Source organism: Streptomyces spectabilis (assembly GCF_008704795.1).
GTDB lineage: Bacteria > Actinomycetota > Actinomycetes > Streptomycetales > Streptomycetaceae > Streptomyces > Streptomyces spectabilis.
This window is the reverse complement of sequence record NZ_CP023690.1, coordinates 7,533,678-7,554,918: the sequence shown is the minus strand read 5'-3', so window position 1 is coordinate 7,554,918 and position 21,241 is coordinate 7,533,678. Positions and strand designations below refer to the sequence as shown.

Here is a 21,241-nt window from a genome sequence, read left to right as displayed (position 1 = left end):
GGCAGCCATGACCCGACTCGCCCAGACCGCAGGCCTCACGGACGTCCAGCGGGAAATCCTGTCCACCGTCCGTGACTTCGTCGACAAAGAGATCATCCCGGTCGCGACGGACCTGGAGCACCGCGACGAGTATCCGCAGCAGATCGTGGACGGGCTCAAGGAGTTGGGCCTGTTCGGCCTGATGATTCCCGAGGAGTACGGCGGCCTGGGCGAGTCGCTCCTGACGTACGCGCTGTGCGTGGAGGAGATAGCGCGCGGCTGGATGTCGGTGTCCGGCATCATCAACACCCACTTCATCGTGGCGTACATGCTCAAGCAGCACGGCACGCAGGAGCAGAAGGAGCACTTCCTGCCGCGGATGGCGCTCGGCGAGGTCCGCGGCGCGTTCTCCATGTCGGAGCCGGCGCTCGGCTCGGACGTGTCGGCGATCACGTCGAAGGCGGTCAAGGACGGCGACGAGTACGTCCTGAACGGTCAGAAGATGTGGTTGACGAACGGCGGTACGTCAACGCTCGTGGCCGTCCTCGTCAGAAGTGACGAAGGCCACCCGGAGGGCACGGCCCCGCACAAGTCGATGACGACGTTCCTGGTGGAGAAGGAACCGGGGTTCGGCGAGGTGCGCCCCGGACTGACCATCCCGGGCAAGATCGACAAGATGGGGTACAAGGGGGTCGATACCACCGAGCTGGTCATGGATGACCTGCGCATTCCAGCCAATCGCGTGCTCGGCGGGACCACCGGCCGGGGGTTTTACCAAATGATGGACGGCGTCGAGGTCGGCCGCGTGAACGTAGCGGCGCGTGGCTGCGGCGTCGCTCAGCGTGCCTTCGAACTGGGCGTCTCCTATGCCCAGCAACGCCACACTTTCGGCAAGCCGATCGCGCAGCACCAGGCAATTCAGTTCAAGCTCGCGGAGATGGCTACCAAGGTCGAGGCCGCCCATGCGATGATGGTAAACGCAGCACGCAAAAAGGACTCCGGGGAGCGAAACGACCTCGAAGCAGGGATGGCGAAGTACCTGGCGTCCGAATACTGCAAGGAAGTCGTGGAGGACGCGTTCCGGATCCACGGCGGCTACGGCTTCTCGAAGGAGTACGAGATCGAGCGCCTGTACCGAGAGGCGCCGATGCTGCTCATCGGTGAAGGTACCGCCGAGATCCAGAAAATGATCATTGGCCGACGACTCCTCGAAGAGTATCGATTCCAGGGCTGAATGCCCGGTTTGGGGCGATTTCTTCGAGATCTAATCGAGAAGAAGATCACACCCAGTCAGCACGCTCGGGCGGCCGACTCGGCTTCCTCGCTTGCCCAGTTGTGGCTCGCAACCGATACGATCCCGGGAAAGCCGCCGTCCCCCCGTATGCAGTGCGGCATCATCCGCTACGAAGGTCATCCATGCCCCACAGCCAAACCTCTGCACCTCGCGACAGCCTGGCTGGCGTACGCCTCGCGCGCGGAGCATCGCCGTGGCTCCTGCCGACCGTCGCCACCGCGGCCCTCAGCCTGGCCCGGTCCCGCCGGTCCAAGGGCGCCGCGGCCCTCGCCGTACCGACCACCGCACTCGCCGCGGGCATGCTGTGGTTCTTCCGCGACCCCGAGCGCGAGATCACCCAGGGCAGGGTGATCTCCCCGGCCGACGGCGTCGTGCAGAGCATCATGCCGTGGAAGGACGGGCGCACCCGCGTCGCGATCTTCATGAGCCCGCTGAACGTCCACGTCAACCGCGCGCCGCTGGCCGGCACGGTGACGTCGGTCGAGCACATCCCGGGCGGGTTCGTCCCGGCGTTCAACAAGGAGAGCGAGAACAACGAGCGCGTTGTCTGGCACTTCGACACCGAGCTCGGCGACATCGAGATGATCCAGATCGCGGGCGCGGTGGCCCGGCGCATCGTGCCGTACGTGCCGCAGGGCACGAAGGTGGAGCAGGGCGAGCGGATCGGGCTGATCCGCTTCGGCTCGCGCGTCGACATCTACCTGCCCGAGGGCGTCGAGGTGGACGTCGAGGTCGGTCAGAAGACCGTGGCTGGGGTGACTCGCATTGACCGTGACTGATCCCGAGGCGCAGACGGGCGGCTGGGTGCCGGAGGCGGTCGACGCCGTGGACGACGCCGACGAGGACATGCCCCTGTCGCTGCGTCTGTCGATAGCGGACACCCTCACGCTCGGTAACGCCACGTGCGGGTTCATGGCGGTGTACTTCACGACCACCGGCATCCTCATCCCGCACCTCACGGGCAGTGACGAGTCGGGCATGGCCCGGCACAGCGCGGCCACGGCCGTGATCCTCATGCTCTGCGCGGCGGTCTTCGACCTGTTCGACGGCCTCGTGGCGCGCAAGCTGCGGTCCTCGCCGATGGGCGCGGAGCTGGACAACCTCTCGGACCTGATCAGCTTCGGGCTCGCGCCCGCGTACTTCGTGCTCGTGTACGGGATGGTCGCCGACGACGCGCATCAGCGGGTCGCGGCGGTGGGCGCGATCGTGGTCCTCCTGGCGGTGGTGCTACGGCTCGCGAGATTCTCGTGCGTGACACTGCGTGACGGGGTGTTCCAGGGGATGCCGTCGCCCTTCGGGGCCCTGACGGTCGTCTCGATCGTGCTCCTTGAGCTGCCCTTCGTGGCCACGCTCCTCGCGATCATCGGTACGGCGTGGCTGATGGTCAGCCGCGTCGAGTACCCGAAGCCCCGCGGGCCCCTCGCGGTGGCCATGCTGGCGTGGATCGTCTCGGCGATGGGGCTGCTCGCGGCCTGGGCCTTCGACGCGCCGGGCGGGCAGCTGCTGCTCCAGACGGGCTGCGCGCTGCAGCTGGTGCTCGGGGCCGTGATCCCGCTCTTCGCCACGGCCCGCCGGGTGAACAACTTCCGGGACAACCGCCGCGAGGCACGGGCGGCACAGCTGCCGTAGCCTCGCGTGACCTTCGTGCCGGGTGGGCCTGAATCCTCGTGGTTCAGGCCCACCCGGTTTTTGTGGTTCAGGCCCGCCCGGGGTTCTTGCGGTTCAGGCCCGCCCGGCCTTCCGCGGTCAGCTCAGACAGTCCCGCGCGATGCCCTCCGCGAGGCGTTCCAGGAGCGGGCCCGCCTCGGCCACGCAGCGCCGGACGTCCGGCTCGATGTCCGTCAGGGCGTACGCGCGGCGGATGCCCGCCGTGCCGAGCGCGGTCGGCGACAGCGCCAGGCGCCCGCAGACGGCGATGACCTCGATCCCGGCGGCGCGGGCCGCGGCGGCGACCCCGGCGGGCGCCTTGCCGTGCAGGGTCTGCTCGTCGAGGGAGCCCTCACCGGTGATGACGAGCTGTGCCCCGGCAAGGGCGGGTGCGAAGCCGAGGACGTCCAGCATGACCTCGATGCCGGGCCGGAAGGACGCGCCGAGCCCCACGAGGGCGCCGTAGCCGATGCCGCCCGCGGCGCCCGCGCCGGGCGCCTGGGCGTACTCCTGGGCCTGCGGTCCGGCGGACCGGGCGAGCACCCGCGCGAACTGCGCGAGCGCGGCGTCGAGGGCCGCCACGTCCTCGGGTGACGCGCCCTTCTGCGGGCCGTACACCGCGGGGGCGCCCTTGGGGCCGGTCAGCGGGTTGTCGACGTCGCTGGCGAGCACGATCCCGGTGTCCTTCAGGCGCGGGTCAAGCCCGGACAGATCGGCGGACTCCAGGTCGCGCAGTGGCCCGCCGCCGGGGGCGACCGGCTGCCCGGCCGCGTCCAGGAACCGCCCGCCGAGCGCGGCCAGCATCCCCGCGCCCCCGTCCGTGGTCGCGCTGCCGCCGACCCCGAAGACGATGTCGCGCGCGCCCGCGTCGAGGGCGGCGCGGATCAGCTCGCCCGTGCCGTACGTCGTGGCGGTGAGGGGCGCGAACACGCCGTCGGGCAGTCGCTGCAGGCCCGACGCCTCGGCCATCTCCACCACGGCCGTGCCCTCGCGCAGCGCGTACGCCGCCGTGACCTCGTTGCCCAGCGGCCCGGTGACGCGCACCTCCCTGCGCTCGAACCCGGCCGCGACGGCCGCGTCGACCGTGCCGTCGCCGCCGTCCGCCACCGGCAGCGCCCGCACCGGCAGGTCCGGCACGACGTGGCGCAGGCCCGCCGTCACGCGCCGGGCGACCTGTACGGCCGTGAGCGACCCCTTGAACTTGTCCGCGGCGATCAGCACATGTCCGCGGCCGTCGCCGCCCCCCGCCTCGCGGCCCCGGTCATGAACCGTCGTCACTCCAGCGTCCGCCACCGTGCATTCCCCTTGCTTTCCGGGCCTTGCTCGCGTCAAGGCAGTCGCGCCGCTGCGACCATAACCGCAGGAAGGGCCCCCTGCCCATGGTCACCTGGGCTCAAGGACGGCGCGTCAGCCCCGAGAACCGGTGGATAGCCACCCATAGTGGGGCGACATGAGCACGGAAATGATCGATCAACCGCTGCCCGACGACGCCCCCGGCGGCCCGTCGGAACCGCCCCCTCCGCCCGGCTCCGCCCCCGACGGCTCCCCCGACTTCACCGTCGTGGGCATCGGCGCCCTCGTCGTCCTCGGCGTCGTCGCCTGGGCGGCCATCGGCAAGAGGTCCTTCGAGAGCACGACCGGCTCCGCCCTCTCCTGGGTCCTGGACAACTTCGCCTGGCTCTTCGTGATCGCCGCCGATGTCTTCCTGATCCTGTGCGTCCTGCTCGCGGTCGGCCGCTTCGGCCGGATCCGGCTCGGTGCCGACGACTCCGAGCCGGAGTTCACCAACCTCGCCTGGATCGCGATGATGTTCAGCGCGGGCATGGGCATCGGCCTGATGTTCTACGGCGTCGGGGAACCGCTCACGCACTACCTCGACCCGCCGCCCGCCTCCGGCGCCGAGCCCCGCACCGGGGGCGCCGCCCGCGTCGCGTTCGAGTACTCCTTCTTCCACTGGACCCTGACGCCGTGGGCGATCTACGGCATCGCGGGCCTCGCCCTCGCGTACGCGGGCTTCCGCAAGGGCCGCGGCAACCGGCTCAGCTCGGTCTTCGTCCCGCTGATCGGCGAGGCGCGGGCGGCCGGGTGGCCCGGCCGGGTCATCGATCTGCTCGCCGTCTTCGCGACCGTCTTCGGCACCGCCACGAGCCTCGGCGTCGGCGCGCTCCAGGTCGCCACCGGGCTGCACCTCACCGCGGGCGTGGCGGACACCACCACCCTCCAGCTGATCATCATCGCCTCGCTCGGCGCGGCCTTCGTGCTCTCCGCCTTCTCCGGGGTGCACCGCGGTGTGAAGTGGCTGAGCACCCTCAACCTCGCGCTCGCCGCCCTCCTGATGCTGTTCGTCTTCGTGCTCGGCCCGACCGTGTTCATCCTGGACGCGATCCCGGCGAGCGTCGGCGGCTTCCTGCACGAGCTGCTGCCGATGGCCACGCGCACCGGCGCCTTCACCGACAGCACCTGGCTCGGCGCGTGGACGATCTTCTACTGGGCGTGGTGGCTGTCCTGGGCGCCGTTCGTCGGCACGTTCATCGCGCGGATCTCCCACGGCCGTACGATCCGGGAGTTCCTCATCGGGGTGCTGCTCGTGCCGAGCGGGGCGACCGTGGTGTGGTTCTGCGTGATGGGCGGCACCGGCATCCGGCTCGATCTGACCGGTGCGGTGGACATGGCGGCCAAGGCCAAGGAGGGCGCGGAGGCGTCCCTGTTCGCCATGCTGGACGGCCTGCCGCTCACCACGGTCACCTCGTGGGTGGCGATGGTCCTCGTCATGACGTACTTCATCACCAGCGCCGACTCCGCCTCGCTCGTGATGGGCTCGCTCAGCAGCCGCGGCTCGCTGCACCCGCCCACCTGGCTCGTCGTCACGTGGGGCGCGCTGATGTCGGCGGTGGCCGCCGTGCTGCTCGTCGCGGGCGGTCTCAAGTCCCTGCAGAGCGCGACCATTCTGGTGGCCCTGCCGTTCGTCGTCGTCATGCTGGCGCTGTGCTGGGCGCTCCTGAAGGAGCTGCGGGTGGACCCGGGGGCGGGGCCCGCGCGGCACACGGCGCTGCACGGGCTGCGGGACGCGGTGCGGGCGATGGTCGGCGACGCCATGACCTCGCAGTCGGCCGACCGGCACCCGCGGCTCCGCCGGATCGCGCGGTCCCGGGGGCGGGCGGACGACTGAGGGCGCTCGGGGGTCGCGCGGGGGCGTGCTCCGCGCGGTGGGGCACCTCGGCGCCCCACCGCGCGGGGCTACCCTTCCCTCCGTGACGACTCTCGATTACGCCGCCTACATCGCGGGTCTCCCGCGCGTCCTCGCCGGAGCCGCCGCCGTGATCCGGGACCCGGCGGGCCGCGTCCTGCTCGTCGAGCCCAACTACCGCGAGAAATGGGCGCTTCCCGGCGGCGGGGTCGAGTCGGCCGACGGCGAGACGCCCCGGCAGGGCGCGCGTCGCGAGACCGCCGAGGAGGTCGGCCTGGACATCGAGCCCGGCGGCCTCCTCGTGGTCGACTGGGTGCCGGGCACGGACGAGCGGCCGCCGCTGGTGGCGTTCCTGTACGACGGCGGGGTGCTCCCCGACGAGCGGTTCGCGGCCATCCGGATCCAGGAGGAGGAGCTGCTCTCCTGGCGCCTGGTGGCCCCCGCGGACCTGGACGCGTACCTCTCGGAACCGCTGGCGCGCCGCCTTCGGGCCGCGCTCGACGTGCTGGCGGCGGGCGGCGGCGCGGTGGAGCTGGAGGACGGGCGTCCGGCCCGCTGACCCGTGCCCGGCGCGCGGCCGTCGCCGAAGCCAGCGAGAGTCGAAGGAGAGCGGCGCGAGCCGAACGGCGCGCGCGGGGCCGAAGGACGGAGCACTCCGATGACAGGGCAGCCAGCGCGGCCGGACCCGCACGGGCCGCGCGTCCGCACGCACACCTGGGAACCACCGGTCCCCTGGGCCGAGGCGGGGGACGTGAGCGGTCCGGAACTGCTGCGGAAGATCCTCGCCGGGGAGCTTCCGGAGCCGCCCCTGGGCTCGACCCTCGACTACCACCTGGTCGGCTACGGCGAGGGCACGGCGGTGTTCGAGATCGACCCGGGCGAGCACCTCCTGAACCCCATGGGGACGGTGCACGGGGGCGTCCTGGCCGCGCTGCTCGACTCCGCCCTCGGCTGCGCCGTCGCGACCCTGCTGCCCCCGGGCCGGGCCTACACCACGACACAGCTCAGCGTGAACTTCGTCCGCCCGGTGTTCGCGGACTCACCGCGCCTGCGCTGCGACGCGACCGCCCTGCACGTCGGCAGGACGACGGCCACGGCCGAGGCCCGCGTCACCAGCTCCGCCGACGGCAAGCTGCACGCCCACGCCACGACGACCTGCGCGGTCTTCGCGGCGCCGCGTCCGGAGGGGGCCGCGCCATGAGCCGTACGACCGTCGTCAACCTCAAGGGGCACCGGGAGGACCCGGACTACGCCGACGTGGTCTATGTGGGCCGGGCCATGCACCGGGGCGGCTGGCACCTGGAGGGGTCGCCCCTCGCCAGCCCCTTCAGACCCGGCAAGGACGGGACGCGACAGGAGGTGGTGGCGATGTACCGGGACCATCTGCTCAGCCGCCCGGACCTGCTCGCGCTGCTGCCCGGTCTGCGGGGGCACCGCCTGGGCTGCTGGTGTGTGCCGGAGCCGTGTCACGCCGAGGTGATCGCGGAGCTCGCCGACTCCGGGGCGGGCGCGGACGGGACCGGCTGAGCGGCCGTCCCCGGAGAGCGGCGTTCAGAACAGGGCGGTCCCGCTCTCGAACTCCAGGAGCCGGCGCTTGCGGTCGAGGCCGCCGCCGTAGCCGGTCAGACCGCCGCCCGCGCCGATGACGCGGTGGCAGGGCACGATGACGCCGATGGGGTTCTTGCCGTTGGCGAGGCCGACGGCGCGGGAGGCGCCGGGCTTGCCCAGGGCGTCGGCCAGCTCCCCGTACGTACGGGTCCGCCCGTACGGGATCTTCAGGAGCTGCTGCCAGACGGACTGCTGGAACGGGGTGCCGTCCAGGCGCAGCGGCAGGTCGAAGTGGGTCAGCTCGCCCGCGAAGTAGGCCGTGAGCTGCTCGGCCGCCGCGTCGAAGCCGTCGGGGTCGCGGTCGCCGAAGGTCTCCTCGGCGGGGCGGTGGCGCTGCTCGGTCATGTACAGGCCGCTGAGGGTGCCGTCGGTGGCGACGAGGGTGAGCGGCCCGTAGGGGCTGTCGATGACGGTGTGCGTACGGTGCATGGCGGTCAATCCCGGGGTCTCGGGGGTTCAGGCGGTCAAAGGGGTCTTGAGGGGCTTCAGTGCGCGGGGATGTGGTTGATGGCGTGGTCGTCCGTCGCCCACAGGTACTGGACGGCGTACGCCCGCCAGGGGCGCCAGGCCGCCGCGCGGGCGGTGAGCGCCGCGGGCGTGTGCGGCAGGCCGAGCCCCTGGGCCGCGCGCCGGATGCCGAGGTCGGACGGCAGGAAGGCGTCCGGGTCGCCAAGGGCCCGCATCGCGATGACCTCGGTGGTCCAGGGGCCGAAGCCCGGCAGCGCGGTGAGCTGGGCGCGGGCCCGCTCCCAGTCGTTCTCGACGCCGAGCTGGAGCGTGCCGTCGGCGAGGTGGCGTACGAGGGTCAGGAGGGTGGCACGGCGGCTGCGGGGCAGCGCGAGGGACTCGGGGTCGAGCGCGGCGAGCGCGTCCGGTGCGGGGAACAGATGGGTGAGCCCGCCCTCCGGGTCGTCGACCGGCTCGCCGTGCGCGGTGACCAGACGCGCGGCGTGGGTGCGGGCCGCGGCCGTGGACACCTGCTGGCCGAGCACCGCGCGCACCGCGAACTCGGCCTCGTCCACGGTGCGCGGCACACGCCGCCCCGGCGCCTTGTCGACGAGGGGCGCGAGCAGCGGGTCGGCGCGCAGCTGGCCGTCCACGGCGACCGGGTCGGCGTCCAGGTCGAGCATCCTGCGGCAGCGGCTGATGGCGATGGTCAGGTCGCGCGGGTCGGTGAGGGTGAGGCGGCAGCCGATGTGGTCGGGGTGCGGGGTGAGCGCCACGACGCCGTGTCCGTACGGCAGGCGCAGGGTGCGGCGGTAGGCGCCCTCGTGCCACTCCTCGACGCCGGGCACGGCGGTGGCGATCAGATGGCCGAAGAGGTTGTCGGGCTGGAGCGGGGCCCGGAACGGCAGCCGCAGCGAGAGCGTGCCGTTGACGGCGGGCACCTGCCCGCCCTGGCCGCGACCCCGGCGGGCGGCGCGGGTCCGCAGCTCGCCCGGGGCGAGCGCGAACACCTCGCGGACGGTGTCGTTGAACGTACGGATGGACGCGAAGCCCGCGGCGAAGGCGATCTGTGCCATGGGCAGCGTGGTCGTCTCGATGAGCAGCCGGGCGGTCTGCGCGCGCTGGGCGCGGGCGAGCGCGAGGGGTCCCGCGCCGAGCTCGGCGAGCAGCTGGCGCTCGACCTGGCGGGTGCTGTAGCCGAGGCGGGCGGCGAGTCCGGGCACGCCGTCGCGGTCGACGACGCCGTCGCCGATGAGCCGCATGGCGCGGGCGACGAGGTCGGCGCGCTGGTTCCACTCGGGCGAGCCCGGGCTGCTGTCGGGGCGGCACCGCTTGCAGGCGCGGAACCCGGCCTGCTGGCAAGCGGCGGCACTCGGGTAGAACGTCATGTTCTGGGGCTTGGGCGGCACCACGGGGCAGCTGGGCCGACAGTAGATGCGGGTGGTCAGGACGGCGGTGAAGAACCAGCCGTCGAACCGGTCGTCCTTGGACTGCACGGCCCGCACGCAGCGGTCGAAGTCCCCGTGCATCCCGGCGGGCGCGGCGGTGTGCGGCGTCGGGGCGGCGGGCGCGGGGGCGGTGGGCGTCACGGTCGGCATGACTCAAGGATCGGTGATCGGCGGCCCGGGGGCTGGCGGAAATCCGACATCAGCCTTCGGCGGCCAGGGCGTCCTCGAAGGCCCGGTACGCCGTCTCGTCGAAGAGGACGAAGCGCACCTCGCGCACCGTCCCCGGGTCCGCCGCCAGCGCGTCCCGCACCGCGCGGACCGCGATCCGGGCGGCGTCCGCCATCGGCCAGCGGTAGGCGCCCGTGGAGATCGCCGGGAAGGCGACCGTACGGGCACCGAGTGCGGCGGCGGTCCGCAGGGACTCGCGGTAGCAGGAGGCGAGCAGCGCGGAGCGGTCGTCGGTCGCGGACCAGACGGGTCCGACGGTGTGGATGACGTGCGCGGCGGCCAGCTTCCCGGCCGTCGTGGCCACGGCCTGGCCGGTCGGCAGGCCCTTGCCGTAGGGGCCGGCGCGCAGACGGCGGCAGTCGGCGAGGATCTCGGGGCCGCCGCGGCGGTGGAGGGCGCCGTCGACGCCGCCCCCGCCGAGCAGCGAGGAGTTCGCCGCGTTCACGAGGGCGTCGGCGTGCTGCTCGGTGAGGTCGCCCCGGACGAGCGTGACGCGGGCGGTCATCGGGTCGCGTCCTCCTTGAGGCGCTTCCAGACGGCCTTGGCGGCGTTGTGCCCGGACATGCCGTGCACTCCCGGGCCCGGTGGTGTCGCGGACGAGCAGAGGAACACGGCCGGGTGCCGGGTGCGGTACGGGAACGCGGTGAGCCGGGGCCTGAGGAGCAGTTGCAGGCCGCTGGCGGCGCCGCAGGCGATGTCGCCGCCCACGTAGTTGGCGTTGCGCGTGGCGAGTTCGGGCGGGCCGGCGGTGGCGCGGGCGAGGACGCGGTCGCGGAAGCCGGGCGCGAAGCGCTCCAGTTGCCGCTCGACGGCGTCCGTCAGGTCGCCCCGCCAGCCGTTCGGCACATGGCCGTACGCCCAGAAGACCTGCTTGCCCTCGGGGGCGCGGGTGGGATCGGCGACGCCGGGCTGGACGGTGATGAGGAAGGGCGTGTCCGGGGCCCGGTCCTCGCGGGAGGCGGCCCGCAGCGCGGTGCCGATCTCCCCGCTGGTGGCCCCGATCTGCACGGTGCCCGCCCGGCGGGGGGCCTCCGCGGTCCAGGGCACGGGGCCGTCGAGGGCGTAGTCGACCTTGAAGACACCGGCGCCGTACCGGTATCCGTCGTAGTAGCGGCCGAGTCCGGCGATGCGGGCGAGTGCGGTGGGCGAGGTGTCGAAGACGTACGCGCGCGCGGGCGGCAGGTCGTCCAGGCGCTTGACCTCGTAGTCGGTGTGGACGGTGCCGCCGAGGTCCTTCAGATAGGCGGCGAGCGCGTCGGAGATGGCCTGGGAGCCGCCGCGGGCGACGGGCCAGCCGCGCGCGTGGGCGGCGAGGGCGAAGACCATGCCGACGGCGGTCGTCGCGAAGCCGCCGAGGGGCGCGATGACGTGGGCGACGAGCCCGGCGAACAGGGCGCGCGCCTTCTCGTCCTTGAACCGCCGGAGCAGCCACGTCGAGGGCGGAAGGCCTCGGAGCCCGAAGCGGGCGAGCAGTACGGGGTCGCGCGGCAGGGCGGTCAGGGGCAGGGCCATGAAGTCCCGTACCAGCGCGTCCCAGTGGGGCAGGAAGGGCGCGATCAGGCGCCGGTACGTGCCCGCGTCGCGGGGGCCGAAGGAGGCGGCCGTCTCGGAGACGGAGCGCGCGAGCACGGCGGCGCTGCCGTCGGGGAAGGGGTGGGCCATGGGCAGCGGGGCGTGCAGCCACTCCAGGCCGTACCGCTCCAGGGGGAGCGCGCGGAAGGCCGGGGAGTTGATGCCCAGGGGGTGCGCGGCCGAGCAGGGGTCGTGCCGGAAGCCGGGCAGCGTGAGCTCCTCGGTGCGGGCGCCGCCGCCGATGGTGCCCTCGGCCTCGAAGACGGCCACCGAGAAGCCGCGGCGGGCCAGCTCAACGGCGGCGGTCAGACCGTTCGGACCCGCTCCCACGACGACGGCATCGAGCATCGACGGCACCTTCGGACTCCTTCGTCAGCCGGTGGCCAGTGCCGCACAGGATATGCCGGAGGCCCGGCGGGAACGCGGTCGCGGGCACCGACGGCAGCGGCGGGGCGGTCAGGCCCCGGCCACCAGCGCGTCCGCGACGCGGCGGGCCGTCGCCTCGTCCCGGGCGGCCGTGAACGGCAGGGCGTTGCCCCCGGTGATGGCGAACGGCACGCCCTCGCGCGTGAGGTGGGCCCCGCCCGCCTCCTCGACCAGGAGCAGGCCGGCCGCGTGGTCCCAGGCCAGCTCCCAGCTGAACGCGACGGCGTCGAGCTCGCCGCGCGCCACCGCCAGGTACTCCAGGCCGGCGGAGCCGCAGGGGCGGGGCGCGAAGCCGTCGGAGAAGACGCCGAGGAGGGCGCGCTTCTGGTCGTCCGTCGTGAAGTCCGGGTGGGAGGTGGCGACGGTGAGGGGGCGGCCGGGCTCGGGGGTCCCGGTGCTCAGCCGCGTGCCGTTCAGCGTCGCGCCCCTGCCGCGGACGGCCACCGCGCACTCGTCGAGCGCCGGGGCGTACGTCCAGGAGGCGAGGACCACGCCGTCCAGGGCGAGCGCGACCAGGGTGCAGAAGCCGGGGTCCCCGTGCACGAACTGGCGTGTCCCGTCGACGGGATCGACGATCCACACCGGGGCACCCTCGGCTATCGCGTCGTACGTCGCCGGGTCGGCGTGCACCGCCTCCTCGCCGACGACGACCGAGCCGGGCAGGAGCGCCGTGAGCTCGCGGGTGAGGAACTCCTCCGCCAGGCGGTCGGCGACGGTGACCAGGTCGTGCGGGCCGCTCTTCTGGACGACGTCGTCCTCGGCGAGCTGCCGGAACCGCGGGGTGATCTCCGCCGCGGCGGCCTCACGGATCACGCGCTCCACGTCGGCGGCCTGACGTGCGAGAAAGTCGTCGATGCTTTCCTTGATTTCCTGCGTTTCGATCATGCCTCCATGAGAGCACGTGGTACTGACATCCCGTGCGGAGGGGGTGAACAAAGGGTGGAATCAGGATGAAATCGGCCGCCGTCACCGTCCTACGGCGTATCCCTGCATCCCGCGGGGGTTCGCGGCTGCCGAGAGCACCCCGGTGCGCGGGTCCCGCGCGACCGCGCACAGCCGCCCTTCCGACCACGGCCCCGCCACGGTCACGTCGTGCCCCCGTACGCGCAGCTCCTCGATCACGGCCGGGTCCGTGCGGGACTCGACCGTGAGGCTGCCGGGCCGCATCCCGCGCGGGTAGAACGAGCCGGGGAAGGAGTCGTTGTGCCAGTTCGGGGCGTCGATGGCACCCTGGAGGTCGAGGCCGCCGCGCACGGCGGGGCGGAGCGCGACGGACAGGAAGAAGTGCAGCTGCCACTGGTCCTGCTGGTCGCCGCCGGGCGTGCCGAAGGCCATGACCGGCACGCCGTCCTTGAGCGCGAGGGACGGCGTCAGGGTGGTGCGGGGGCGGCGGCCCGGGGCGAGCGAGTTGGGCAGGCCCTCCTCCAGCCAGGCCATCTGCAGCCGGGTGCCGAGGGGGAAGCCGAGTTCGGGGACGACGGGGTTGGCCTGGAGCCAGCCGCCGGACGGCGTGGCCGCGACCATGTTGCCCCAGCGGTCGACGACGTCCAGGTGGCAGGTGTCGCCCCGGGTGGCGCCGTTTCGGGCGACGGTCGGCTCCCCGGCGCCCGCGGCGGCGCCGGTGCCCGCCAGGATGCCCTGCGGGTCGTACGGCGACTCGCCGGAGGCGACCGCCCACGCGCGGGAGGCCAGTTTCGCCTCCCGCCCGCCCGGCGCCCCGGGCCGCAGCTCGTGGGACGCCTTGGCCCCGATCAGGGCCCGCCGCTCGGCGTTGTACGGGGCGGAGAGCAGCTCGTCGAGGGGGACGTCGGCGGCGTCGCCGTACCAGGCCTCGCGGTCGGCCATGGCGAGCTTGCAGCCCTCGACGAGCAGGTGCACGTAGTCGGCCGAGCCGTACGCGGGCAGCTCCTCGGGCAGCAGGGCGAGTTGCTGGAGGAAGGCGGGTCCCTGGCTCCAGGGTCCCGCCTTGCACAGCGTCCAGCCCCGCCAGTCATACGTCGCGGGTTCCTCGTACGTCGCCGACCAGCCGGCGAGGTCGGCGGCCGTGAGGGTGCCGGTGTGCCGTTCGCCGCTGGTGTCCAGGGTGGGGCGCGCGGACTGGCGCACCAGGGCCTCGGCGACGAAGCCGGACCGCCACACCTCGCGGGCGGCCTCGATCTGCGCGACGCGGTCGGCGCCGCCCGCCGTCTCGGCCTCGGCGACGAGGCGCCGCCAGGTGGCCGCGAGGCGGGGGTTGCGGAAGAGCTCCCCCGGTGCGGGCGCGGCACCGCCCGGCAGGTACACCTCCGCCGACGACGCCCACTCCGTCTCGAACAGCTCCCGTACGGCCTCCACGGTCTGCCCGACGCGCTCCACGGGCGGATGTCCGTCCTCCGCGTACGCGACGGCGTGCGCGAGCACCTCCGCGAGGCCCTTCGTCCCGTGATCCCTCAGCAGCACCATCCACGCGTCGAACGCGCCGGGCACGGCGGCGGCCAGCGGCCCGGTGCCGGGCACCAGGTCGAGGCCCAGCTCGTCCCGGTAGTGCGCGACGGTCGCCCCGGCGGGCGCGACGCCCTGCCCGCACAGCACCCGCACGGGCCCGCCCGCGGGCGCCAGGACGATCGGCACCTCCCCCGCCGGCCCGTTCAGATGCGGCTCGACGACATGCAGCACGAACCCCGCGGCGACAGCGGCGTCAAAGGCGTTCCCCCCGTCCTCCAGAACAGCCATCGCGGACTGCGAGGCAAGCCAGTGCGTGGAGGACACCATGCCGAAAGTGCCCTGAAGAGTAGGACGCGACGTGAACATGCCCGGCAGGCTAACGCCACGGCTCTCCTTGGTCACCGGCTCCAGGAATCCGCACGCCAGGAGGCCGCCATGGCTCGGGGCTGGGTAATCACCCCGAAAGGGAGGATCGTGGACAGTGAGCAATCGCTCTTGGGGGGATCGCACCCCAGGAGGAGGCATGCGTACCGTAACTCCCTCACTACTGGCCGCACTCGCGTTCCTTGCCGTCGGCGGCTCGGCGGCTGTCGAGGCGTCGGCGGCACCGCCCGCCGTGACGGCGGCGCCCTCGACCGCCTCCGCGCACGGGCCCTTCGCCCCGCCGTCGGACGCGGATCTCGGCTCCACGCTCTCGCTCACCGGCATCCGCAGCGGTGAGCGCCTCGACGTCACCGCGCTGAAGGTGGTCGATCCCGCGGCCAACGCGAACGCCTACTTCGGGCCCGACCCGGGCAACCGCTTCGTCGCCGTCCAGTTCCGGCTCGAGAACACGGGGGACGGGCCGTACAAGGACAGCCCCGCCAACGGCGCGGAGCTCGTCGACACCGACGGTCAGCGGTTCAGCGCGAGCTGGGTCGCCGAGACCACCGCCGGGCCGTCCTTCCCCGGCTCCGTCAGCATCTCCCCCGGAGACACCGCGCTCGGTTACGTGACCTTCGAGCTGCCGCGCACGGCTCAGCCCGAGAAGGTGCAGTTCACCATGGACAGCGGCTTCTCCGATGACGTCGGCGAATGGGACGTGACCACCACGCGGTGACCGACGGCGCGCCCCGGAACGGCCCCCGCCCCGGTTACCGTTGAGCGGAGCCCAGTGACGGACTGGTGCCGGATGCCCCAGGGGCAGGAAAGGGTGTGCGGTGCACGGCGAATACAAGGTCCCGGGCGGCAAGCTGGTGGTGGTCGACCTCGACGTCGAGGAGGGGCGGCTGCGGGGTGTGCGGGTGGCCGGGGACTTCTTTCTGGAGCCCGATGAGGCGATCCTCGCCATCGACGCCGCGTTGGAGGGGGCTCCGGCCGACACGGACGCCGCCGGGCTCGCCGCGCGGGTCGAGGCGGCCTTGCCCGCCGGGACCGTCATGTACGGGCTGACGGCGGAGGGCGTCGCGATCGCCGTGCGGCGGGCGCTCGCGCACGCCACGGACTGGACGGACTACGACTGGCAGCTCGTCCACGAGGGCCCGCAGCAGCCCGCGCTGCACATGGCGCTCGACCAGGTCATCACCGAGGAGGTCGCCGCCGGGCGCAGGCCGCCGACGCTGCGCGTGTGGGAGTGGGGCGCCCCTTCGGTGATCATCGGCAGCTTCCAGTCGCTGCGCAACGAGGTGGACCCCGCGGGCGCCGCCCGGCACGGCATCGACGTGGTCCGGCGGATCTCCGGCGGCGGCGCGATGTTCGTGGAGCCGGGCAACACCATCACGTACTCGCTGTCCGTGCCGGACGCCCTCGTGCAGGGTCTGTCGTTCCAGGACAGCTACGCCTACCTCGACGACTGGGTGCTCGGCGCCCTCGGCGACATGGGCGTCAAGGCCTGGTACCAGCCGCTGAACGACATCGCGACGGACGCCGGGAAGATCGCGGGCGCCGCGCAGAAGCGGATGGTGGGCCCCGACGGCGGCCCGGGCGCGGTCCTGCACCACGTGACCATGGCCTACGACATCGACGCCGACAAGATGCTCGACGTGCTGCGCATCGGCCGCGAGAAGCTCTCCGACAAGGGCACGAAGAGCGCCAAGAAGCGCGTGGACCCGCTGCGCCGCCAGACCGGGCTGCCCCGCGAGGCCGTCATCGAGCGGATGGTCGACTCCTTCCGCGGGCGGTACGGCCTGACGGCGGGCAAGGTCAGCGACGGCGAGCTGGCCCGCGCCCAGGAGCTCGCACGGACGAAGTTCAGCTCGCCGGAGTGGACGGCGCGGGTGCCGTAGGCCGCTCCGCGCCGGGTTGTGCGGGCCGCGGCTGCCCGGACTCGCTCGCCGGGGCCTTCCGCCACGCCGTCGCGCCGATGCGGCCCGTGCTGCCGAGGTCGATCCCGCCGTCGGGGGCGACGGTCCCCGCGGGCCTGCCGGGGGCGGGCAGCACCCGCAGCCGGGTGCCGTTGACAGGGTCCTCGGTGGTGTCGGCGTAGGTGTTGCGCCACACCACCCCCGCCGTCGCCGACTCGCCGTGCCGGAGCGTCACCGGGTGCGGCCCGGGGTCCCGCACGCCGGTCGTGATGGGCTCCGCGCCCCGCAGGCTGCGGACGTCGAAGGCGGTGCCGTCCCCGTCGAGCACCTGGAGCGTCGGATAGCCGTCGAGGCGGTACGTGCCGCTGCCGCAGTGGGTGAGCCACACCGTCATCGCCCGCAGGCCCATCGCGCTGTCCACGGGCCCCGGTTCGAGCAGGGTGCCGGTCCTGCCGGTGCAGTCCCGGGAGGGCTGCGGCGGCGCGTACGGCTCGCCTCCGTAGCGCGGGGTGCTGTCGGGGCCCGGCGTCCCCGCGGTGGCGAGGGGCGACGGCACGCCTGCCCCGGCGCCGCCTCCCCGGCCCCGCCCGTCCCCGCCGTGTTCGTCCTGCCGTCCGCAGCCGGCGACGAACAGGGCGGCGACGGCGGCACCGAGCACGGCGGCGCGCCCCGGGGATATGCGGCTCATGGCGGGATCATGCCACGCCCGGCGCCTTCCGCTCCCGCGACGGCCACATCAGCGCCACGTACACCACGAACGCCGTCCCGAGCCCCACGGCCCACCCGTAGTCGGCCAGCGGCTCCAGGACGGGGATCAGACCGCCTTCGGGGAACGGCCCCTTGCCCGGATCGGAGTGCGAGCCGCCCACAGCGAGCAGCCCGCCCGCCGCGAAGGCCACCACGGCCCGCCAGTTCCAGCCGCGCGCGTACCAGTAGCGGCCCTCGGCCCGGTACAGCTCGGCGAGGTCGAGCCGGGTGCGGCGGATCACCCAGTAGTCGGCGATGAGGACCCCGGCGACCGTGCCGAGGAGCCCGCCGACCACGCCGAGCCAGACGAAGATGTACAACTCCGGTGTCTCGATGAGCTTCCAGGGGAAGATGAGCACGCCGACGACCCCGGTGACGAGCGCGCCCGTGCGGAAGCTGATGAGCTTGGGCGCGAGGTTCGCGAGGTCGTACGCGGGCGAGACGACGTTCGCCGCGATGTTCACCGAGACCGTGGCGACCAGGATCGTGACCAGGGCGAAGAGCAGCCCGAAGACGTTGTCCGCCTTGGCGGCGAGGTCCACCGGCTCCCAGATCGGCGCGCCGTACACCGCCTCCGAGCCGGAGGTGACGAGGACGGACAGGAGCGCGAAGGCGGTCATCGTCGTGGGCAGGCCCAGGCTCTGGCCCCACACCTGGGCCCGCTGTCCCTTCCCGAAGCGCGTGAAGTCCGGGATGTTCAGGGAGAGCGTCGACCAGAAGCCGATCATGCCCATGAGGGCGGGGAAGAACACCGGCCAGAAGTCGGCGCCCCAGCCGAGCTTCGAGGGCCTCTCGAGGAGCGGCCCGAGCCCGCCCGCCTTGTCGGAGATCCACACGAGGAGCACCACGGCGCCGACGAGCACGAACGGGGCCGCCCAGTTCTCGAAGCGCCGCAGCGTCTCCATGCCCCGGTGGATGATGGCGAGCTGGAGCGCCCAGAACGCCAGGAAGCACAGCCACAGCGGCCACGGGTGGCCGCCGATGTGCGAGGCGTCGCTCCAGCCGCCGTCGAAGACCCGGTCGAGCAGGACGAAGATGCCCTGGCCGCCGATCCACGTCTGGATGCCGAACCAGCCGCAGGCCACGGCCGCCCGCACCAGGGCGGGCAGATTGGCGCCGCGCAGCCCGAAGGAGGCGCGGGCGAGGACCGGGAAAGGGATGCCGTACTTGGGTCCCGCGTGCCCGGTGAGCAGCATCGGCAGCAGCACGATCACATTGGCGAGCGCGATCGTGAACACGGCCTGCTTCCAGTCCATGCCGAACGCCACCAGGCCGGACGCGAGGGTCCAGGAGGGGATGTTGTGGGCCATGCCCACCCACAGGGCCGCGAAGTTGTAGGTGGACCAGTGGCGTTCGGCGAGCGGGACGGGTCGCAGGTCGTCGTTGGCGTAGCGGCTGTCGTGCGGACAGGCGCCGGGCGAGAGCTCGACGCGGCCGTCGGCGGCGGTGGTCTGGGACGGGGCCCCGGCGGGTGGCGGCTCCGCGGGCACGGTGTCGGCCATGGGCGGGCCCTTCACTGGAGGGGGGTCAGGCCAGGGCCGGGATGATCTCCGCGCCGTAGGCGTCGATGACGTCCTCGCGGGCGTCGTGCATGGCGTACAGGGCGAACTGGTCGACGCCGAGATCCTTGAGGGCGCGCAGCTTCTCGATGTGCGCGGCGGCGGGCCCGACCAGGCAGAAGCGGTCGACGATCTCGTCGGGCACGAAGCCGGTGTCGGGGTTCCCGGCCCGCCCGTGGTGACGGTAGTCGTAGCCCTCGCGCTCCTTGATGTACGCGGTGAGGGCCTCGGGGACCATCGCGGAGTGCTCGCCGTACTTGGCGACGAGGTCGGCGACGTGGTTGCCGACCATGCCGCCGAACCAGCGGCACTGCTCGCGCGCGTGCGCCAGGTCGGCGCTGACGTACGCGGGCGCGGCCACGCAGATCTTGACGGCGGAGGGGTCGCGTCCGGCGGCCGCTGCCGCGTCCCTTACGGCCTTGACCATCCACTCGGTGAGGTAGGGGTCGGCGAGCTGGAGGATGAAGCCGTCGGCCTTCTGGCCGGTGAGGGCGAGCGCCTTCGGGCCGTACGCGGCCATCCACATCGGGAGCTTGCCGTTCTTGATCCAGGGGATGCGCAGGGTCTGGCCGCCGACGTCGGCCTCGCGGCCCTCGGCGAGGTCGCGGATGACCTCGATGGCCTCGCCGAGCCGGGCCAGCGTGTTGGGCTTGCGGCCCGCGACGCGCATCGCGGAGTCGCCGCGGCCGATGCCGCACACGGTGCGGTTGCCGAACATGTCGTTGAGCGTGGCGAAGGTGGAGGCGGTGACCTCCGGGGTGCGGGTGCCCGGGTTGGTGACCATCGGGCCGACGATCAGCTCCTGGGTGTGCTCCAGGATCTGGCTGTAGACCACGAAGGGTTCCTGCCACAGGACGGCCGAGTCGAAGGTCCAGCCGTAGCGGAAGCCGTTCTGTTCGGCGCGCCGCATCAGGCCGACGACCTCGGACGCGGGCGGGTCGGTCTGCAGGACGAGTCCGAAATCCACGGGGTGCCTCCTAGTTCAGGTACTGGCAGGTGGCGCGGGGCGTGTAGACGCCGTGCCCGGCGCGGCCGGTGAACGCGCGCTTGTCGATGACCGGCTCGCCGCGCGAGAGGACGGTCTCGACGCGGCCGGTGACCCGCTTCCCCTCGTACGCCGAGTAGTCGACGTTCATGTGGTGGGTCTCGGCGGACAGCACCTGCGTGGCGGCCGGGTCGTAGACGACGACGTCGGCGTCCGCGCCGGGCGCGATGGTGCCCTTCTTCGGATAGAGGCCGAACATGCGCGCGGGCGCGGCGCAGGCGATCTCGATCCAGCGGCGGCGGCTGATGTGCCCGTCGACGACGGCCTGGTGGAGCAGGTCCATCCGGTTCTCCACGCCCGGCAGGCCGTTCGGGATCTTCGAGAAGTCGCCGCGGCCCAGCTCCTTCTGGCCGGTGAAGCAGAACGGGCAGTGGTCGGTGGACACCACCTGGAGGTCGTCGGTGCGCAGGCCGCGCCAGAGCGCGGCCTGGTGCTCGCGGGGCCGCAGGGGCGTCGAGCAGACGTACTTGGCGCCTTCGAAGCCGGGCTCGGCGAGGTTGTCGGTGGACAGGAACAGATACTGCGGGCAGGTCTCGCCGAAGACGGGCAGGCCCTTGTCGCGGGCGGCCGTGAGCTCGGCGACGGCTTCCTCGGCGGAGACGTGCACGACGTACAGGGGCGCTCCGGCGACCCGGGCGAGCTGGATCGCGCGGTGCGTCGCCTCGGCCTCCAGGAGGGCCTTCCTGACCTCGCCGTGGTAGCGGGGGTCGGTCTCGCCGCGCTGGAGGGCCTGCTCGACGAGGACGTCGATGGCGATGCCGTTCTCGGCGTGCATCATGATCAGGCCGCCGTTGGCCGCGGAGCGCTGCATGGCACGCAGGATCTGTCCGTCGTCGCTGTAGAAGACGCCCGGGTAGGCCATGAACAGCTTGAAGGAGGTGATGCCCTCCTCCACGAGCAGGTCCATCTCCTTCAGGGTCCGCTCGTTGACGTCGGAGAGGATCATGTGGAAGGCGTAGTCGATCGCGCACTTGCCGTCGGCCTTGGCGTACCAGGCGTCCAGGCCCGAGCGCAGGGACCGGCCCATGGTCTGCACCGCGAAGTCGACGACGGTGGTGGTGCCGCCCCAGGCGGCGGCGCGCGTTCCGGTCTCGAAGGAGTCCGACGCGAAGGTGCCGCCGAAAGGGAGTTCCATGTGCGTGTGGGCGTCCACGCCGCCCGGGATGACGTACTTCTCGCGCGCGTCGATGACGCGGTCCGCGGTCCAGGCCGCCGCGGCCTCGGTGCCGCGGGCGGCGAGCGCGGCGATCCGGCCGTCCTCGATGAGCACGTCGGCGTGGACTTCCTCGGCGGCGGTGACGACGAGTCCGCCGCGGATCAGGGTGCGGGTACTCATGGTGGTGCGCTC

At 73.0% G+C, this 21,241-nt stretch carries 20 protein-coding genes; 9 read left to right on the top strand and 11 right to left on the bottom strand.

What is annotated here, in order from left to right; translation table 11 throughout:
* The first annotated feature begins 7 nt into the window (after window positions 1-7).
* The 3 genes from CP982_RS32985 (at window position 8) to pssA (ending at window position 2,902) form a co-directional block, all read left to right on the top strand.
* Complete coding sequence (locus CP982_RS32985; RefSeq protein ID WP_150513798.1) at window positions 8-1,213, top strand: acyl-CoA dehydrogenase family protein; 1,206 nt, start codon at window positions 8-10, stop codon at window positions 1,211-1,213.
* 182 nt (window positions 1,214-1,395) lie between these two features.
* Entirely contained in the window at window positions 1,396-2,052 is a 657-nt protein-coding gene (locus CP982_RS32980; protein WP_138962569.1) for a phosphatidylserine decarboxylase, read from the top strand.
* Window positions 2,039-2,902 (top strand): CDP-diacylglycerol--serine O-phosphatidyltransferase, encoded by an 864-nt coding sequence (gene pssA, locus CP982_RS32975; RefSeq protein ID WP_138962568.1) that lies wholly within the window; start codon window positions 2,039-2,041, stop codon window positions 2,900-2,902. Before CP982_RS32980 ends, pssA begins: the two co-directional genes overlap by 14 nt.
* Before the next feature lie 117 nt (window positions 2,903-3,019).
* On the opposite strand, the gene CP982_RS32970 is transcribed toward pssA, so the two are convergent.
* Complete coding sequence (locus tag CP982_RS32970) at window positions 3,020-4,141, bottom strand: glycerate kinase (protein WP_150515835.1); 1,122 nt, start codon at window positions 4,139-4,141, stop codon at window positions 3,020-3,022.
* 229 nt (window positions 4,142-4,370) lie between these two features.
* Here CP982_RS32970 and CP982_RS32965 point away from each other — a divergent pair, with 229 nt between their 5' ends.
* From CP982_RS32965 to CP982_RS32950, 4 genes are all read left to right on the top strand, one after another.
* A complete protein-coding gene (locus CP982_RS32965; protein WP_150513797.1) occupies window positions 4,371-6,089 on the top strand; it encodes a BCCT family transporter in 1,719 nt (572 codons plus the stop codon).
* Between the two features lie 82 nt (window positions 6,090-6,171).
* Window positions 6,172-6,666: an NUDIX domain-containing protein gene (locus tag CP982_RS32960; RefSeq protein WP_150513796.1), complete on the top strand. Its 495-nt coding sequence runs from the start codon at window positions 6,172-6,174 to the stop codon at window positions 6,664-6,666.
* A 99-nt stretch (window positions 6,667-6,765) separates the two neighbouring features.
* The gene (locus CP982_RS32955; RefSeq protein ID WP_150513795.1) at window positions 6,766-7,308 is read left to right on the top strand and encodes a PaaI family thioesterase; all 543 of its coding nucleotides are present in this window, start codon (window positions 6,766-6,768) and stop codon (window positions 7,306-7,308) included.
* Complete coding sequence (locus CP982_RS32950; RefSeq protein ID WP_150513794.1) at window positions 7,305-7,634, top strand: DUF4326 domain-containing protein; 330 nt, start codon at window positions 7,305-7,307, stop codon at window positions 7,632-7,634. Before CP982_RS32955 ends, CP982_RS32950 begins: the two co-directional genes overlap by 4 nt.
* A gap of 24 nt (window positions 7,635-7,658) precedes the next feature.
* Here CP982_RS32950 and CP982_RS32945 read toward each other — a convergent pair whose 3' ends face one another.
* The 6 genes from CP982_RS32945 to CP982_RS32920 form a co-directional block, all read right to left on the bottom strand.
* Window positions 7,659-8,144 carry a methylated-DNA--[protein]-cysteine S-methyltransferase gene (locus CP982_RS32945; protein ID WP_150513793.1) on the bottom strand — a complete coding sequence of 162 codons (486 nt, stop codon included), beginning with the start codon at window positions 8,142-8,144 and terminating at the stop codon, window positions 7,659-7,661.
* A gap of 56 nt (window positions 8,145-8,200) precedes the next feature.
* Window positions 8,201-9,691, bottom strand: coding sequence for an AlkA N-terminal domain-containing protein (locus CP982_RS32940; RefSeq protein ID WP_150515834.1), 1,491 nt, complete (start codon window positions 9,689-9,691; stop codon window positions 8,201-8,203).
* A 118-nt stretch (window positions 9,692-9,809) separates the two neighbouring features.
* A complete protein-coding gene (locus tag CP982_RS32935; protein ID WP_150513792.1) occupies window positions 9,810-10,343 on the bottom strand; it encodes an O-acetyl-ADP-ribose deacetylase in 534 nt (177 codons plus the stop codon).
* Complete coding sequence (locus tag CP982_RS32930) at window positions 10,340-11,767, bottom strand: phytoene desaturase family protein (RefSeq protein ID WP_150513791.1); 1,428 nt, start codon at window positions 11,765-11,767, stop codon at window positions 10,340-10,342. Before CP982_RS32930 ends, CP982_RS32935 begins: the two co-directional genes overlap by 4 nt.
* Window positions 11,768-11,866: 99 nt before the next feature.
* On the bottom strand, window positions 11,867-12,721 hold the full coding sequence (locus CP982_RS32925; protein ID WP_150513790.1) for an inositol monophosphatase family protein: 855 nt from the start codon (window positions 12,719-12,721) through the stop codon (window positions 11,867-11,869).
* An 81-nt stretch (window positions 12,722-12,802) separates the two neighbouring features.
* Complete coding sequence (locus tag CP982_RS32920) at window positions 12,803-14,626, bottom strand: gamma-glutamyltransferase family protein (protein WP_150513789.1); 1,824 nt, start codon at window positions 14,624-14,626, stop codon at window positions 12,803-12,805.
* Between the two features lie 157 nt (window positions 14,627-14,783).
* Between CP982_RS32920 and CP982_RS32915 the strand changes: the two genes are divergently transcribed.
* Both CP982_RS32915 and lplAB read left to right on the top strand, forming a co-directional pair.
* Window positions 14,784-15,359, top strand: a complete 576-nt coding sequence (locus tag CP982_RS32915) for a DUF4352 domain-containing protein (RefSeq protein WP_150513788.1) — start codon at window positions 14,784-14,786, stop codon at window positions 15,357-15,359.
* 100 nt (window positions 15,360-15,459) lie between these two features.
* Entirely contained in the window at window positions 15,460-16,524 is a 1,065-nt protein-coding gene (lplAB, locus tag CP982_RS32910) for a lipoate-protein ligase LplAB (protein WP_150513787.1), read from the top strand.
* Here the strand turns inward: lplAB and CP982_RS32905 are convergent.
* The 4 genes from CP982_RS32905 to hydA are packed head-to-tail and all read right to left on the bottom strand — an operon-like array spanning window position 16,490 to window position 21,229.
* The gene (locus tag CP982_RS32905; RefSeq protein ID WP_150513786.1) at window positions 16,490-17,230 is read right to left on the bottom strand and encodes a DUF4232 domain-containing protein; all 741 of its coding nucleotides are present in this window, start codon (window positions 17,228-17,230) and stop codon (window positions 16,490-16,492) included. The two genes, lplAB and CP982_RS32905, sit on opposite strands and share 35 nt — an antisense overlap.
* A 7-nt stretch (window positions 17,231-17,237) precedes the next feature.
* Window positions 17,238-18,791 (bottom strand): NCS1 family nucleobase:cation symporter-1, encoded by a 1,554-nt coding sequence (locus CP982_RS32900; RefSeq protein WP_150513785.1) that lies wholly within the window; start codon window positions 18,789-18,791, stop codon window positions 17,238-17,240.
* Window positions 18,792-18,816: 25 nt separating this feature from the next.
* Entirely contained in the window at window positions 18,817-19,815 is a 999-nt protein-coding gene (locus tag CP982_RS32895) for a TIGR03842 family LLM class F420-dependent oxidoreductase (protein WP_150513784.1), read from the bottom strand.
* Between the two features lie 10 nt (window positions 19,816-19,825).
* A complete protein-coding gene (gene hydA / locus CP982_RS32890) occupies window positions 19,826-21,229 on the bottom strand; it encodes a dihydropyrimidinase (protein WP_150513783.1) in 1,404 nt (467 codons plus the stop codon).
* Window positions 21,230-21,241: the final 12 nt, after the last annotated feature.